The 16,640-nt window shown below is 64.8% G+C and carries 16 protein-coding genes; all 16 read right to left on the reverse strand.

Annotated features, from left to right (window positions below; translation table 11 throughout):
• Positions 1–15: 15 nt before the first annotated feature.
• Positions 16–2,337 carry a nitric oxide reductase activation protein NorD gene (locus TVD_RS09415; RefSeq protein ID WP_019567932.1) on the reverse strand — a complete coding sequence of 774 codons (2,322 nt, stop codon included), beginning with the start codon at positions 2,335–2,337 and terminating at the stop codon, positions 16–18.
• Between the two features lie 18 nt (positions 2,338–2,355).
• Positions 2,356–3,159 carry a CbbQ/NirQ/NorQ/GpvN family protein gene (locus tag TVD_RS09420; protein ID WP_018144344.1) on the reverse strand — a complete coding sequence of 268 codons (804 nt, stop codon included), beginning with the start codon at positions 3,157–3,159 and terminating at the stop codon, positions 2,356–2,358.
• Positions 3,160–3,220: 61 nt separating this feature from the next.
• Positions 3,221–3,607 (reverse strand): hypothetical protein, encoded by a 387-nt coding sequence (locus TVD_RS09425; protein WP_047251470.1) that lies wholly within the window; start codon positions 3,605–3,607, stop codon positions 3,221–3,223.
• Positions 3,604–4,239: a ParA family partition ATPase gene (parA, locus tag TVD_RS09430; RefSeq protein ID WP_019594305.1), complete on the reverse strand. Its 636-nt coding sequence runs from the start codon at positions 4,237–4,239 to the stop codon at positions 3,604–3,606. Before parA ends, TVD_RS09425 begins: the two co-directional genes overlap by 4 nt.
• A gap of 59 nt (positions 4,240–4,298) precedes the next feature.
• A complete protein-coding gene (locus tag TVD_RS09435) occupies positions 4,299–4,580 on the reverse strand; it encodes a 4a-hydroxytetrahydrobiopterin dehydratase (protein WP_018168599.1) in 282 nt (93 codons plus the stop codon).
• A gap of 35 nt (positions 4,581–4,615) precedes the next feature.
• Positions 4,616–5,038, reverse strand: a complete 423-nt coding sequence (locus TVD_RS09440; RefSeq protein ID WP_018144348.1) for a ferritin-like domain-containing protein — start codon at positions 5,036–5,038, stop codon at positions 4,616–4,618.
• A gap of 10 nt (positions 5,039–5,048) precedes the next feature.
• Positions 5,049–5,363, reverse strand: a complete 315-nt coding sequence (locus TVD_RS09445) for an alpha-carboxysome major shell protein CsoS1 (RefSeq protein WP_026182021.1) — start codon at positions 5,361–5,363, stop codon at positions 5,049–5,051.
• Positions 5,364–5,429: 66 nt separating this feature from the next.
• Positions 5,430–5,723 (reverse strand): alpha-carboxysome major shell protein CsoS1, encoded by a 294-nt coding sequence (locus tag TVD_RS09450; protein WP_012982276.1) that lies wholly within the window; start codon positions 5,721–5,723, stop codon positions 5,430–5,432.
• 31 nt (positions 5,724–5,754) lie between these two features.
• On the reverse strand, positions 5,755–6,054 hold the full coding sequence (locus TVD_RS09455; RefSeq protein WP_012982275.1) for an alpha-carboxysome major shell protein CsoS1: 300 nt from the start codon (positions 6,052–6,054) through the stop codon (positions 5,755–5,757).
• A gap of 45 nt (positions 6,055–6,099) precedes the next feature.
• Entirely contained in the window at positions 6,100–6,432 is a 333-nt protein-coding gene (locus TVD_RS09460) for a carboxysome peptide B (RefSeq protein ID WP_018144350.1), read from the reverse strand.
• A gap of 4 nt (positions 6,433–6,436) precedes the next feature.
• Positions 6,437–6,688 (reverse strand): alpha-carboxysome shell vertex protein CsoS4, encoded by a 252-nt coding sequence (locus TVD_RS09465; RefSeq protein ID WP_017940626.1) that lies wholly within the window; start codon positions 6,686–6,688, stop codon positions 6,437–6,439.
• A gap of 17 nt (positions 6,689–6,705) precedes the next feature.
• Entirely contained in the window at positions 6,706–8,115 is a 1,410-nt protein-coding gene (locus tag TVD_RS09470) for a carboxysome shell carbonic anhydrase (RefSeq protein WP_018937834.1), read from the reverse strand.
• Positions 8,116–8,280: 165 nt separating this feature from the next.
• Entirely contained in the window at positions 8,281–11,229 is a 2,949-nt protein-coding gene (locus TVD_RS09475; RefSeq protein WP_205622073.1) for an alpha-carboxysome scaffolding protein CsoS2, read from the reverse strand.
• A gap of 160 nt (positions 11,230–11,389) precedes the next feature.
• Entirely contained in the window at positions 11,390–11,722 is a 333-nt protein-coding gene (locus TVD_RS09480) for a ribulose bisphosphate carboxylase small subunit (RefSeq protein WP_018144354.1), read from the reverse strand.
• Positions 11,723–11,790: 68 nt separating this feature from the next.
• Complete coding sequence (locus tag TVD_RS09485; protein WP_018144355.1) at positions 11,791–13,215, reverse strand: form I ribulose bisphosphate carboxylase large subunit; 1,425 nt, start codon at positions 13,213–13,215, stop codon at positions 11,791–11,793.
• Between the two features lie 318 nt (positions 13,216–13,533).
• Complete coding sequence (locus TVD_RS09490; RefSeq protein WP_047251472.1) at positions 13,534–16,632, reverse strand: efflux RND transporter permease subunit; 3,099 nt, start codon at positions 16,630–16,632, stop codon at positions 13,534–13,536.
• Positions 16,633–16,640: the final 8 nt, after the last annotated feature.

The raw sequence follows: 16,640 nt of genomic DNA on the forward strand, positions 1-16,640 counted from the left end.
TAGTGCCCGTGCCCCCTACCGGGTGAGACCGGCGTACAGCATCGGCAGCTTTTCCGGGAGCCGTTCGATACGATCCAGCACCATGAAGTGCTGTGCCCCGAAGATCCGTTCGACGTACTCGTCGGCGTTCGGGTCCAGGCTGATACAGAAGCTGTAGACGCCGTTCTTGCCCACCTCTTCCACCGCACGCTTCGCGTCCTGACGCAGGTACTGCGGGTCGCGCACATCGGTATCCGCCGGCTCGCCGTCGGTCACGATCAGCAACAGCTTCTTCTGCGTCCCCTGTTGCTGCAGCAGATGCCCGGCATGCCGAACGGCCGCGCCCATGCGAGTGGAGAGCTGTCCCTTCATCCCGGCCAGTCGTGCCCGGGCGTGATCGTCGTAGGGGGCGCCGAAGTCCTTGAAGCGGTAGTACTCGACATCGTGGCGACCATCCGAGGCAAAGCCGTGGATGGCGAAGGGGTCGCCAATCTTGGAGATTGCCCCGCCCAGCAGAGCGGTAGCCTCGCGCGCCAGCTGTACCACACTGGTGTCCGTACCCTGGACCATCTCGTTGGTGGACTCGGACAGATCCAGCAGCACCAGCACCGACAGATCGCGCACCTGGCGGATATTGCGCACGTAGATGCGCTCGTCCGGCTGCCGCCGCATGCGCAGATCGATCTGCGCATCGACCAGCGCGTTCAAGTCCAGCTCGTCGCCCTCGGCCTGCTTGCGCAGACGCTGGACGCCCTGCGGTTGCATCGCCTCGATCAGGAACTTCAGGCGCGAGATCAGCGGCTTGTGCTTTTCGTTAATCGCGTCGATCTCGGCCACGTCGCCCTTCTGCGGACGCCGCTCCAGCAGGGTGACCCAGTGCGGCCGTTCCAGCTGCATCTGGTAATCCCACTCATGGTAGTGATACGGCAGCGAGATCGGCTCCTTGCCCTCCTGCTGGTTGATGCTTTCCTCTTCGCCGTCCCGGAACCATTCGGTCGCCAGCACCATGATCATCTGGGCATCGTCCCCAGCGCCAGGGACATCGAGGGTGTTGATCATCTCCATGGGGGTCACGTAGACGCGTTCCTGGTTCGAACCGCTGGCCATCAGCGTCTCGAAGTCGTCTTCCTCGCGCCCGAACGCCCACATGTAGCGATTGTCGTCACGGTAGAGCACATCCGGCGCGACCTGCCGCGGGTTCATGTAGCCCTGCTCCGGAAATTCCGGCGCCAGGGCCTCGGCCAGGGCGCGCGCCAGGCCGGGGGCCTCGAGATCCTCGGTCCGTTCGGCCAGCGCCGCACGGGCCCTGGTCACGAACGGATGGTCGTCGCGGTAGTCCGGGTCCAGCAGGGCCCGTGCGGTGCGGGCCAGCAGGGCCTGCGGCGCTTCACCGTCGTCCGGGGTCGCGGTATGCAGGGGTGTCCAGAGGTTGCGCAAACCCGGGAAACCCTGGCTTGCCAGGGCCTCCACGCGGGCATCCTCGAACAACTCGGTCAACACGCCGGTCACGCCGCGCGGCGCCTCCTCTGGCTGCATCTCCCGCGTGTAGACCACATGGGCCGCGGCATGGGCCGCCGCCGCACGGTAGAGATCGAGCCCGGTCAGGCCTTCCCAGTCGTCGAAGGCATCCGGCAGGAAGATCGTGAAGCCCTCGATGTAGGGCTTGTAACCCTCGCGGGACTCAAAGTCGCCACTCGTCGGCCGCATGAAGAAATCGCGCGCCCAGAGCGAACGCAGGTAGAGGTTGATGCGCCGCTGCACATCCACGAACAGCGTGCCGCGTCGCTCCTTCTGGAATACCGAACGGGACTCGGGCGATTCCAGACCAAAATAGGCGATCTGTTCCTCGAGGTCGGTACGGTGGGCCTGCGCGCCCCAGGTCGCCCAACGGCGCAACCCACCCAGCGTCAGTTGCGATAGCAACTCGTCGAGGTGTTCAAGCATCGGCCGAACGCCGCGTGGCGCCTGCCCCAGCAAGTTGTCGACCAGGCGCAGATATCCACCGAACAGGCGCAGGTCACCCAGGCGTCGTGCCGCAATCGGGCTGGTGGAGATCAGCAGGGTAATGACCGCCCCACTCGTCTTGGAGTACATCTTGATCGCCGAGCTCACCAGCTCGCCGACCGCATCCTCGCCCAGTTCCTGCGCCAGATCCGGCGCCTCCTGGACGAAGGCCACGACCATCTCCGAACCTCGCCCCAGAGAGTGCAGGCTGCGTGCGCCTTCCAGGTAGTAGCGCTTCAGACCACCTGTACTGAAGGCCCTCGTCGCTTCCTGCCACGAGGCCTCGAGGACCTCGGCGGCCTGCCCCCCGAGGTCCTCGAGGAGGTCCTGGTATTCCTCCAGATGGATGCTCATCGTGTCCGGCGCACGCGCCTAGAAGAACGTCGTGACGGCAGAGTCGAGCGCGTCGCGCATATCGGGGTCGTCCGTGATCGGACGCACCAGGGCCATACGGCACGCGGCGAGCGGCGCGACGCCCTTGGCAATCAGCGACGCGGCGTACACCAGCATGCGGGTCGAGATCCCCTCGTCCAGCCCGTGGCCCTTCAGATTGCGCGCGCGCTCCGCGACGCTGACCAGCTTGCTGGCCATATCCTCGTTGACCCCGCCTTCGTGGACCACAATCCGCGTTTCGGTTGCGTGATCCGGGTAGTTGAAGTCCAGCGCGCCGAAGCGCTGCTTGGTCGACTCTTTCAGGTCCTTCATCAGGCTCTGGTAGCCCGGGTTGTACGAGATCACCACCTGAAAATCCGGATGCGCCTCGACCATCTCGCCCTTCTTCTCCAGCGGCAGCATGCGACGATTGTCGGTCAGCGGGTGGATCACGACGGTCGTATCCTGGCGCGCCTCGACGATCTCGTCGAGGTAGCAGATCGCCCCGTGGCGTGCCGCCTGGGTCAGCGGGCCGTCCTGCCAGCGCGTGCCGTTGGCATCCAGCAGATAGCGCCCCACCAGATCCGAGGCGGTCATGTCCTCGTTACACGAGACGGTAATCAGCGGCTTGCGCAGCTTCCAGGCCATGTGCTCGACAAAGCGCGTCTTGCCGCAACCCGTGGGGCCCTTGAGCATCATCGGCATGCGCACCGAATAGGCAGCCTCGTACAGCTCCACCTCATCCGCCGTGGACTGATAGTAAGGCTCCTCGGTGATCAGGTGATCGCGTAGTTCGTCCTGCATGTTTCGACTCCTCAATCAGAAAGGCCGGGGCCCAGGCCCCGGCCACCGGCACGCATCGGCCTCAGTCAGGCCAGACCCGATCCGGATGCAACGCGCTGCCGCCCTTGTTCGCCTTCGGCTCCTTCTTTGCAGCCGGCTTTTTCCGGGCCGGAGTTGCCTTGGCCTGGGTCGACTGGGCGGTCGTCCCCGTCTTCCTCGTCGTTGCCGGCTTCTTGCGCGCCGTGGCCGCCTTGCGGGCCGGAGCCTTGCGGGTCGTGGTCGCCGCCTTCTTGGTGGCGGCCGCCTTGGTACTCGCGGCAGCCCGGGGGCTACTGCTCGCCGGCTCCTGGCTCGTGTCCTTCTGTGCCGCGACCGGCGCGTCGGCCTTGGCCGTGCTGTCCGGGGTCTTGTCCTGGTCCTCGCGCGCGCTGCGCACGCCGGCTGCCAGCTTGTCTTGCAGATTGCTCATTGCGACACCTCCTCGATGATAGCTTCGATCTCCGCCGCCGCCGCCTCGCCCGGCTTGCCCAGATCAAAGACGGAACAGCCTTCCAGCGCAGAACGCCGATATATGGCCCGCCGGCGCAGTGACTGCTCCAGGGCGGGGATGTCGATCTCCATCAGTGCATGCTTCATCGCACGCGACAGCGCACTGCGGACTTCGAGCTGATTAATCACGATGTAGGGGCGCAGGGCGGGATTCTTGAGCTTGGCCTCTTCGAGCCCGCGCCCCATACGGACGCTACCCCACAGATCCACCGGCGACGGAAGCACCGGGATCAGCACCTCGTCCGCGGCCGCCAGGGCACCGGTGACGGCCCCGCCCTCGAGCGTCGGCGGGCAATCCACCACGATGTGGTCATAGTCCTTGCGCAGGGCCTTCAACTCGCGATCGAGGGGGCCGGCAACCGCGAAAACCGACGCCGCGAACGGACGATCCTCGGAGGCCATGCGGGCCCATTGACCGGCCGAACCCTGAGGGTCAGCGTCGACCACCAGCGTGCGGCCCCGCCGGGCCAGCCCAGCGGCCAGGTTCATGGTCAGGGTGGTCTTGCCAGTGCCGCCCTTCTGATTGACTACCGCGATTACCCTCGAACCCACGCAACAGCCTCCTGCGGAAGGGGACCGGGCTCAACCCGGCCCATCAAGAATCCCCCGGCTCAGCCGGTGGTGGCATCGGCCAGGCGGTCGACTTCAAGGGCAAAGGCCTTGTCGCCTTCCCCAAGCTGTTCGCCATCACGGGCGTCGATCGTGATGTTCACGTAGGTCGTGCCGAAGCTGATGTTCGGATGATAACCATCCTGCTCCGACAGCTCGGCCACGTGGTCTAGAAACTTCCGCGTGATGCCGTAGCGGTCGAACGTGAACTGTTTGCTCATGGACGCCGAGGTCCCCTTGCCGGGTTCCCACCCGGCCGGAACCACGAGATCGGTATCCGCCATTGCCTACTCCGCTTGTGTTGCCGCGTCCACGCTTGTCACGCGGTGCTGCCCTGGGCATCGATCTCGCGCACGTGTTCCAGTTCATCCTCGAGGATGCTCTCGAACAGCGCCGCATCATCCACCGCACCGACGCGCCGGCAATAGACGGCTGCTTCGTCGTACAGACGAATCGCCTCCATCTCCAGCTCGCGCGAGCGCGCCAAAAGTTCGGCCATGGAGCGGCCAAGCCGCACCGGCGCCAGCTGGCTGCCGTTCGGCGCCACCCCATAGTGAAACATGCGAGTCATGAAGCGATCCGCATGATCCAGCTCTTCCTGGGCGTCCCGACGCAGGCAGTCGCTTACGTCGGTCATTCCCCACATCGCGGTCAAGCGCGCCTGGGCCAGGTACTGCTGGACCGCCGACAGCTCATGTGCCACCGCCCGGTTCAGGTACCCCACGATCCGTGGATCGGACATGGATGTTGCCTCAGCTGGCCGAACCGCTGGCGGTCGGGGCCGTCGGCAGGATGCCTTCCACTTCCGAATGCACGCGCGCAATGATGTGCGCGGCCACCAGGCCGTCACCCACACGCTCGCAAGAATCCGCGCCCGCACGCACCGCCGCGTTCACGGCACCGGTTTCGCCACGGACCAGCACGGTGACATAGCCGCCACCGACGAACTGGCGACCGATCAGACGCACTTCGGAGGCCTTGGTCATCGCATCCGCGGCTTCGATCGCCGGGACCAGACCGCGGGTCTCGATCATGCCAAGGGCCACACCAGAAATTTCGTTAGCCATCATCTACCTCTTCTTGAAAAAGCCGTCGGGCCCGTTACGGACCCGACGGCGTTCGACTACCGTGAGTTACGGCTTTTCCGGGAGGATGTTCTCCACCTCGGAATGGACGCGAGCAATGATGTGGGCAGCCACGAGGCCGTCACCGACACGCTCGCAGGAATCCGCACCGGCACGCACAGCGGCGTTCACGGCACCGGTTTCGCCACGGACCAGCACGGTCACGTAGCCACCACCCACGAACTGACGCCCGATCAGACGCACCTCGGAAGCCTTGGTCATTGCGTCCGCGGCTTCGATCGCCGGGACCAGACCGCGGGTCTCGATCATGCCGAGGGCCACACCAAAGTTTTCGCTAGCCATTACTCAACTCCTATCAAGCGTTACTGATGATTTACTTTTCAACCTGCTCGGGCAGGATGCTTTCCACTTCGGAATGCACACGGGCGATGATGTGCGCGGCCACCAGGCCGTCACCCACACGCTCGCAGGAATCCGCACCGGCACGCACAGCGGCGTTCACGGCACCGGTTTCGCCACGGACCAGCACGGTCACGTAGCCGCCACCAACGAACTGGCGACCGATCAGACGCACTTCGGAGGCCTTGGTCATTGCATCGGCCGCTTCAATCGCCGGTACCAGACCACGGGTCTCGATCATGCCCAGCGCCACACCAAAACGTTCAGTTGCCATTGTCTTCTCTCCTGGATTTACGGTTTTTTAAAACAAAAATGACGCTCACGCCGCCTTGCGGGAACCAGCAGAGCGCTGTGCATCGGTCTGGTCTTGTCCTGCCTCGTCCTTCGACCCTTCCGTCTTCTTACCACCATCGTCCCAGTGGTCGATGATGCCGCCGATCGTGAGATCGGTCTGGATAGTGTTGTCGTCCAGCGCAAGCCGCGCGGCTGACCCGCTGATAGTGAACACCCAGTTGCCCGGATGCGCCCCGACCGGATCCACGGCCACACTCAGCGCGCCCTTCTGGTCGACCAGCACGCGCAGCGAAATGGTGCTCAGCCCGTCGACGCGACGGGTCACCACCAGTTCATCCTGCACCTGCATGATTTCCATGGAGCTACTGCTCCTCCCAGTAATCGATGATCCCGACGATCGTCGCGTCACTGGGGTAGGACTTGTCACCGGCCGCTTCACGCGCCGCCGAGCTGCCCACCACGATGACCCAGTCCCCGGGCACGCAGCCGACCGCATCGACCGCCACGGTGCGCGGCCCGCCCGCCTTTTCCTGAACCACCAGCAACGGCCGGTGCCCCAGATCGCGGATGCGGTTGGTCGAAACCAGCGTCTTCTCAACCTTGCAGATCTTCATTCCCGTTCCCGTGTGCGTCAGGCGGCCAGTGGTTCCAGACGGCTACCGCTGCGTTTGTCGCGGATCACCATGTGGCAGCCGATCAGGCCCTTTTCAGCCAGGTCGCGATAGCGATCCATGATCGTGTTGCGAATCCGGCGACAACGCGCCTCGACCCGCTCCCGCGATCCCGGCACCTTGCGGTCGTAGCGATAATGCACCACGACCGGAACCGGCAGGCCGCGCTCGACATTCAGCTTCCGAAAAATCTTGTTCACGCCGACATCCATCCCCTCGGCGCCCTCTTCCATCGTCTCCAGGTGGGCGAAGTACGCGAAGTTGCGAACCTGCATCTCCTCGATCTCCTGGCCCACGATGATCACGCGCTCGCGGTGGCCGACATCGGCGTAGTGGCCGCCGTGATAGCGCGCCACATAATCCAGCTGCGAAATGTTGCTCAACAGCAGCCGCGAGATCAGTCGCAGCATCCCTTCATGCGGCGCGCCGTTACCGCGTCCCCAGCCCTGCTGGTGAATCGCATCCTGGATCGCCTGATACACCCGCAGCGATGCGGTCTGTTCGTCCAGCCCCTGCGTCGCCCGGTACAACTCCGCGCTTTCCACGAAGCGATACAGGCTCATCCGTGTGTCCGCGTCCGGGATGTGAATCTTGATCGCATCCGTATCGGTATCCACCCCGATCAGCAGCGTGTCGACCGAGGCCCCACAGCAGTAGGTGTTCTCGATGGCCTGACGAAACGCGCGCAGCTGGTGCAAGGCACCGTCCGCCGCATCGCGCTCGCTGTTGCCGTGCGCCGCGCAGCCCTGGTGCAACGGATCCGCGCCACTGTAGTGGTAAGCCGCAATCTTCAGATAGCGACTGGGGACATCGGCCGTGGTCGGCCGGCCCTCACGAAAGCGCAGCAGTTCGCGCTTGGTCCAGTGACGCACATCTTCCTCGATGTCGAACTGCGCCCCGGCGTAGCTCTTCACCCGTACCGCGAGATCGGGCAGGCGCAGGATGAAGCGCCGCAGGCCCAGCAGGCGCCCGTCCGAGCAGGGCGAGATGTCCACTTCGTGGAAGTCGCAGTCGAGGAAATACGCAATCGCGCTATCCGCTTCGGCCACCAGGTCATCCCGTCCCGCCCAGTATTCGTTGACCACCTGATCGAACAGCTCGAACGTCCCGTGCAGATACAGTTCGCGCGTATCCAGATCGTTGATCCAGGCATCCTCCAGCGCCTTCTGCGGCAGCTGGTACCCCAGGCGCTCCTCGACGATCGCCTGCGCCCGCGCCTCGAAGTCGCGCTCGTGCTGCAGCGCATGCACTTCCTTGAGCACCGGAACCAGCTGCGCAAAGCGCTCGCGGAACCCCTGCTCGAAGGCGTGCAGCCGTTCGTTCATCGGGACATCCGCCAACGCATGCCCCGCGGTCAGTTCACGCGTCATGTCCGGAGACGACGAGCCGCAGGCCGGCACCGCGGACACCGGGCCCGCAGTGCTCGGCGCCGCTGCGCGCGCAGCCGCAATCCGGGACTTCGCGAAGCGCGAGCCCATGGAGCTATTTTTGCGGCGACCACGCACCATGACGTTCTTCAGAGTCCTCGCCTGTCCTTAACCGCGCGCCCCGCCGGACAGCGTCACCAGAGAACCGGCGTCGCTGTTCCCGGAGGAACCCGTGATCCTGCTCGGGGGCACTTCCTTGCGCTCGAGTTCCCGATTGATATACGCGCTGCGGCCTTCACCACGCGGATTGCCCTTCTGCGTCTGGTTGCGGCGCGTCGAGAGGCCCTCGGTCCCGGTCACGTGGTCACCGCGCCCCCAGTCGTCGCCGGTAATGGAGACGCCATTGCTGCTGCCATTCACGGTCACCCGGTTGGCGCCGACCTTCTCGCCTTCTTCCACCGGCTCGACGGCCGCTGCTTGCTTGCTGGCGCCATACCGGAACTCTTCGGTGCCGGACACCAGACCCATCGCCTTGTTGATGGAACCGGTCACGCTCCCGCTACTACCGTAGGCGGTCCCCGTCACGCGCTCCCGACGCTCTGCGGCGACCCGCGCCGGGGTCTCCACGCTGAAGCCGGCGTTGGGCATCGGCCGAGAAGCGGCTTGCGCCACTGGCTGGGCCGGCGCGGCCTGCATGCCCATCCCTTCCGGGCGCAGACGCGGATGGAGACTGCTCGCGGCACTGGCGCAGCTCTTGGCAAATTCGTTACCGCCCACATACGGGGAACCGGACACGTCCTGACAGGCGCCCCGTTCGGTACCGGTGACGCGCTTGTCGTAACCCGGCTGGCTGCCGGACACCGAATGCCCCGGCGTGGAATGACGTTCGGCCACCCGCGTACCGGCCGCGCTCGAATCCTGCGTGTCGCAGAACTGGTCGTACTGATCCGGACCGATATAGGCCGTGCCGCTAACCGGCTTGCAGGCACCATATTCGTCACCGGTGACGCGCGAGGAACGCCCGATCGCCGAGCCGGACACAATTTGCTGATTCCAGGTACGGCCCACAGTCACTTTCTCCGGGCTGGCTTCCGGGCGATGACCGCCACAAAAGGCGTCATAGTGCTCGGAGCCGGCATATTCCGTGCCGGTGATCGGCTTGCAACCACCATATTCGTCACCCGTAACGTGGATCGAATGATCCACCTGGGTACCGGAAACCTCGCGGCCCCGCAGCGTGTGCATTACGCCCACCTTGGGGACGCCCCCGGCATCCGGCCGCTCGCACAGATCGCCGAAGTCGGACTTGTTGTAATACGGCGTACCGGTCAGGGAGGCACAGGACCCGCGCTCGTCACCGGTTACATGCCGGCTACGCCCCACGGCCACACCGGTCACGCTCTGGTCTTCCATGGTGTGCGACTCCTGAACCTTGGCCGCAGCGGGTTCCGGGCGGGTGCCGCAAAAGCCCTGGAACTGCTCGGTGCCGAGATATTCGGTTCCGGTCACCGGTTTGCAGCTGCCATATTCGTTGCCGGTTACGTTCACGGAGCGTCCGACTTCGGACCCGGTCAGTTCACGACCGCGAAGCGTGTGCATTACGCCAACCTTGGCCGGCGCCCCGTTCGACTTTCCCGTGTTGCAGGGAACCTCGCTGTTCGCGGTGTTCAGGTATTCGGTACCGGTCACATCGCGGCAGGCGCCGGCTTCGTCGCCGGTCACGCTCGGGCTGCGCCCGACCGAAGTGCCCGACACGCCTTCACCGTGACGGGTGACCATAACGCTCGTACGGGCCGGACCGGCCTGCGGACGCGTGCCGCAGAAGCCTTCGTATTGTTCGGTACTGAGATATTCGGTGCCGGTGATCGTCTCGCAGGACCCACGCTCGTCGCCGGTCACACGGTTCGACCGCCCAACTTCGGTGCCACTGACCGACTGACCGTGCGCGGTGTGCGACGTGCCAACCTTCGGCGGATTGCCGGCCGGGCGCGCACCACAGTAACGCTCGTAGTGCTCCACCCCGAGGTACTCGGTGCCGGTGATCGAAGAGCAGCTGCCTGCCTCCGTGCCGGTGACGCCCGAGGTACGCTCGACCTGCGTGCCACTTACATGGCTGCCAGCCAGCGTAGTGCCCTCTTCAACCTTCGGCGGCGCATCGCCCTCGACGGGCCGCGGCCGGCCACAGGGACGCCCCGGCTCGGCCGAGCCACGGCCCAGCTTGCACAGTTCTTCACGGCGCTGCCGAGCGACTTCGCGGGCGGACATCCCTTGGCGCTTGGCGGCCTTCCAGGCGCCTTCCTGCGGCATGGTGCCGCGAGCCTGACCGCCGTTAAAACGCCGACGCTGGGCCTTCTTGCCGGTCTGCGCCATGGCATCCCGGCGCGCCATGCAGATCGCGCGAACCTCCGAGATCATCGGATGCGGGCCAGCGGCCTCACCCCCGGATTCGACCTTGTCGCACAGCTGGTCCAGGCCGCTTTCGACCATCGCGGCGTCGCGGCTCGGGGCGGTGTTGACCGACGCATCGCGCTCTGCCTTCTCGCCCTTGCAGCCGCAACCACAGTCCTTCTTGGATTCCTGGGCGGGCGCAGCCACCGGCTCCGATCCCTTGATGCGATCCCCACGGCGCGGTTCCGGCGCAACGGCCTTCTTGCCTTCCGTGGAGAGCGCCTGACGCCGCAGGCGGCAGATCTCGCGACCGCTCATGTTCGAGCAATCGACCTCGACGTTCTGCGACTGGGCCAGGGCTTCCAGCTGGCGCGAACGCTCGGCGCCGGCGGGGGCCATGCCACCCGCGGCCTGGGCACGCGTATTGGTTCGGCCCACAGCCTTCTTGCCCTGGCGCGCCATCTTCTGGCGCCGCTCAAGGGCGGCCTGGCGCCCTTTCGAGACACCCGTGTGCGCGCCCGGTTCCGGGCGGCGCTCGGGCGTGGTGTCGCGGGTCTCGACGGAGACCGGCGACGAGGATTCACTGGAGTGCATCTCCGGCTCCCGCGCCTGGGGTGCCGGGGCAGGGTCCGCCTTCGCCTGGCGCGCATCTCGCGCAGCCCCAGCGGAGCGGCTGCTCCCTTTGGTTTGGTCGGTCGACTTCACGGCAGCCTTGCCATTGCGAGACATGGCTTTGCGCCGTTCCAGGGCACGTTCACGCCCCGAGAGACCTTCAGACGCAGATGTCGGATTACTCATGGCACTTCCTTACAGTTGGCGGCAGCAACGGTAAATAACGCTTTACTGAACTGCCGGGCCCGAAGGCGGACCCGGCAGGTACGGGCCCTAATTAGCGACCGCGATCGACCACGAAGGCCGTGCCCTGGCTCTGGGCATAGTTATCGTAGGCGAGGAAGCGAACCATCATGCCGGGGTTGGCACGGCGGCACTGCTCGATCTCGCTCAGCACGGCCTCGACAGACTGCTCGCCGAACATCGGGAGCTTCCACATGTACCAGTAGTTGGACATGGCGTGTTCTTTTTCGCTGTACTCGACCGCCGGGTTCCAGCCCTGGGCAATCGTGTACTCGATCTGACGGCGAACCTGATCGGCGTTCATCTCGGGCAGGTAAGAGAAGGTCTCGTACTTCTGCACCGGCTTGAAGTTCTGAATATCGGACATGTCGTTAATCCTATGCGCTTGTTCTCTGAAGGTGCGGGCAGCCACTCAGGCCGCCCGCACACGGACGATCACTTGTGTTGGACGTCCAGCTTGTCGGTGGTGTCGAACTCGAACTTGATTTCCTTCCACGTTTCCATGGCGATCTTCAGTTCGGGACTGTGCTGGGCGGCCTGGGTCAGGATCTCCTTGCCTTCCTTCTCGATCTCGCGACCCTCGTTGCGCGCCTGGACGCAGGCCTCGACGGCCACGCGGTTGGCGGTCGCGCCCGGAGCATTGCCCCACGGGTGGCCCAGGGTGCCGCCACCGAACTGCAGCACGGAGTCGTCACCGAAGATCGCGACCAGGGCCGGCATGTGCCAGACGTGGATACCACCGGAGGCCACGGCGAACACACCCGGCATGGAACCCCAGTCCTGATCGAAGAAGATGCCGCGCGAGCGGTCTTCCGGGATGAAGGATTCACGCAGCAGGTCAATCCAGCCGAGCGTCGCCGCGCGGTCGCCTTCCAGCTTGCCGACCACGGTGCCGGTGTGGAGGTGGTCGCCACCGGACAGGCGCAGGATCTTGGCGAGCACACGGAAGTGGATACCGTGCTTCGGATGACGGTCGATGACCGCATGCATGGCACGGTGGATGTGCAGCAGCATGCCGTTGTCGCGGCACCAGTTGGCCAGGCCCGTGTTGGCACAGAAACCGCCGGTGATGTAGTCGTGCATGATGATCGGCGCGCCAATTTCCTTGGCGTACTCGGCACGCTTGTACATCTCTTCCGGGGTCGGCGCGGTGACGTTCAGGTAGTGACCCTTGCGCTCGCCGGTTTCTGCTTCGGCCTTTTCGGTCGCTTCCTGGACGAAATCGAAGCGGTCACGCCAGCGCATGAACGGCTGGGAGTTGATGTTCTCGTCGTCCTTGGTGAAGTCGAGACCGCCACGCAGGCACTCGTACACGGCACGGCCGTAGTTCTTCGCGGACAGACCCAGCTTCGGCTTGATGGTGCAACCCAGCATCGGGCGGCCGTACTTGTTCAGGCGATCACGCTCGACCTGGATACCCATGGGCGGACCACCACAGGTCTTCACGTAGGCGATCGGGAAGCGCACGTCTTCCAGGCGCAGCATGCGTATGGCCTTGAAGCCGAACACGTTACCGACCAGGGAGGTGAACACGTTCACCATGGAGCCTTCTTCGAACAGGTCGATCGGGTAGGCGATGAACGCGTAGAAGGACTCGTCGTCACCCGGGACGTCCTCGATCATGTACGCCCGACCCTTGTAGTAATCCATGTCGGTCAGGAGGTCGGTCCACACCGTGGTCCAGGTACCGGTGGAGGACTCGGCTGCCACAGCGGCGGCAGCTTCTTCGCGGTCGATACCGGGCTGCGGGGTAATCTTGAAACACGCCAGCAGGTCAGTATCCAGCGGCGTGTATTCGGGCATCCAGTATGTTTCGCGGTAATCCTTGACGCCCGCGGAGTACTTCTTGGCGGCAGACATGTGGCCTTCTCCTACGCGTTGGTTAATCGTGATGGTCGCCTAGATTAGGGAGGGCAATCACTAATAACAAATAAATAATCTAGATGCGACCGATAGACAATCGTTTATATAAAAGCCGGACAGCGGGAGGGCCACTGACCGGCAGGGGTTCGGGTTCGCAATGGTGCAGCCAGGCATCGAAACACCGACCGCGACGGATTGCGGAGGTCGATTGTAGTCGAAGACCGTAGCCTGTGCATGCCTTTGGCGCGACCCGCCGCACAGGGCCTGTGACGGGCCGCTGGGAACGCCCCGTCACACAGCCCACGACCCCGGGTATCAGGACGTGGCGGCAGTGGCGGGCGCTCCGTCACCGGCGGCATGGTGATCCCGCGCTAGGTAGAGGTAGATGGCGGGCACCACGAACAGGGTGAACAGGGTCCCGATCGCCATGCCGCTCGCGATCACCAGGCCCATCGCGAAACGCGAGCCGGCGCCGGCCCCGGCGGCCATCAGCAAGGGCACCATCGCCACCACGGTCGCGGTGGTGGTCATCAGGATCGGCCGCAGGCGCAGGGCCGACGCCTCCTCGATCGCCTCGCGCAGCGTCCGCCCCTGGCGCTGCAGCTGGTTGGCGAACTCCACGATCAGGATGCCGTGCTTGGCGATCAGGCCGATCAGGGTCAGCAGCCCCACCTGGGTATAGATATTCAGCGAAGTCAGCCCAAGGCTGATGAAGATCAGTGCCCCGGCGATCGACATCGGCACCGTGGTCAGAATGATCAACGGGTCGCGGAAGGACTCGAACTGAGCAGCCAGGACCAGGAAGATCACCAACAGGGCAAAGAAGAAGGTGACCACCAGCTCACTGCCCTCGGCCTTCAGCTGACGCGACTGTCCGGCATAGTCGACACTGACATCCGGGGGGAGCACGTCGGCGGCAATCTCGTCGACGATGTCCAGCGCCTCGCCCAGGGTCACCCCCGGCCGCGGCACGCCCGACAGGGTCACGGCATTGAGCTGCTGGAAGCGCTTGAGCGAGCGCGGGGTCACCGTTTCTTCCAGTGTCACGATGCTGGATAACGGGATCGGCTCGCCGTCACGGGTACGCGTGAACAACTCTTCCAGCTGCTCCGGATTCAGGCGCTCGCTGCGCTGCACCTGAGGAATCACGCGATAGCTGCGGTTCTCCATCGCGAAGCGCCCGGCAAACCCGCCAGACAGCATGGTCGCCAGATCGGCATTGAGCGTGGCCATGTCGATCCCGAGCTGGGCGGCGCGTTCGCGGTCGATCTTGAGATCCACCTGCGGCTGATCGAAGTCGAGATCGGAGTCCATGAAGATGAAGCGCCCGGTCGCCATCGCCCGCTGCATGATCTCGCTGGCGAACTGCTCCAGCTCCTCGAACGAACCGGTGGAGCCAAGGACCACACTCACCGGTGCACCGTCGCCCGGGGTGGGCAGCTGGGGCGGCTGGATCGCGAACACCTCCAGCGCCGGGATGCGGTCCAGGCGTGGCTGCAGCTCCTCCTGCAGGATGGTCTCGGTATCCCGATCACGCTGATCCCAGGGTGCGAGGACGAAACCGCCCAGGGCCTGGTTGCCGGCACCGGCGATGCCCGGGCCGCCGCCAAAACCGTTCACGATAAAGATGTTATCGAGCTCCGGGATTTCGTCGAAGAAGCGGTCGGTCAACTCGGTGTTGCGTTCCAGCCAGTCCAGGCCCATGTAGGCATCGCCCTCCATGATGGAGAACGCGAAGCCCTGGTCCTCCGGCGGCTCCAGCTCGCTCTGCGAGGTGACGAACAGGAAGTAGCAGGACACCAGCACGATGGCACCGAACACCGCGATGGTGAAGCGGTCATTCAGCGCCCCATGCAGGCGCCGACGATAGCGTTGCTGGAGGGAGTCGAAGCGTGCATCCAGCCAGCCTTCGATCCGTCCGCGCTTCTCGGTGGCGCCATCGCGCAGGATCTTCGAGCACATCATCGGCGACAACGTGATCGCTACAATCCCCGAGATCACGACGGTCGCCGCCAGGGTGAACGCGAATTCGATGAACAGCGTCCCGGTCAGCCCGCCGATGAAGCCCAGCGGCAGGAACACCGCCACCAGCGTGGTCGACATCGCCACGATCGGCCAGGCGAGTTCGCGCGCCCCCTGGATCGCCGCGTCCATGCGCGACATCCCCTCCTCAATGTGACGGGAGATGTTCTCCAGCATGATGATGGCGTCATCCACCACGATGCCGATCGCTAGCACCATCGCCAGCAGGGTCAGCAGGTTCAGCGAGAACCCCATCAGCAGCATCAGCATGAAGGTGCCCACCAGCGACAGCGGCACCGCCACGGCCGGGATGATCACGCTGCGCAACGAGCCGAGGAACAGGTAGATCACCACCAGCACGATCCCCAGCGCCAGGCCGATGGTCACCAGCACCTCGTCGATCGCACTCTGGATGTAGTCCGTGGAGTCGTAGACGATCTCGCCTTCCAGCCCCGAGGGCAGGCGCGGCAGGATGCGCTCGTCGAATACGTCGCGGACCTCGGCGATCACGTCCAGGGCATTGGCATCCGGCGCCATCTCGATACCGACGAAGGTGGCCGCCTCGCCATTGAAGCGCACCGAGGTGTCGTAATTCTCCGAGCCCAGCTCCACCTCGGCCACGTCGCCCAGGCGCACCAGGTCGCCGTCGGTCTCGAACAGGATCAACTGCTCGAATTCCTCCGGACGACTCAGATCGGTATCCGCCGTCAGGTCCAGCCCAACCATGGAACCCCGCGTCTGGCCCACGGCGGACAGCACATTGTTGCGCTCCAGGGCCTCGCGTACGTCGCGCCCGGTCACACCGAAGGCGGCCATGCGATCGGCATCCAGCCAGGCGCGCATCGCAAAGCTCTGGGCACCCAGGATCTCGGCTCGCTGCACGCCATTGATGGTCGCCAGTTCCGGCTGCACCTCGCGGATCAGGTAATCGGTGGTCTGGTTGTTGGACAGCCGTTCGGAGTAGAACGACATGTACATTGCGGCCACGTCCTGCCCCACGGACAGATCCACGACCGAGTCCTCGGCCTCCGCCGGCAGGTCGCTGCGAATCTTGTCCACCTGGGCCGCGATCTGCGTCAGGGCCACGTTGGGATCGTAGTCCAGCTCCAGATGGGCCTCGACGATGCTGATCCCCGCGCGGCTGGTGGAGACGAGGTAATCGATCCCCTCGGCCTCGGCCACCTCGCGCTCCATCGGCGTGGTGATGAAGCCCTGCACCAGATCGGCATCCGCGCCGATATACGCGGTGCTGACGGTCACCACCGCGTTCTGCACCTCGGGGAACTGGCGCACGTTCAGGTCAAATACCGCGCGCACCCCGAACAACAGGATGAACAGACTCACCACCGTGGCGAGCACCGGCTTCTGGATGAAGATATCGGTAAAGCGCATGCCGGCGA

The sequence above is a fragment of the Thioalkalivibrio versutus genome (assembly GCF_001020955.1).
Lineage (GTDB): Bacteria > Pseudomonadota > Gammaproteobacteria > Ectothiorhodospirales > Ectothiorhodospiraceae > Thioalkalivibrio > Thioalkalivibrio versutus.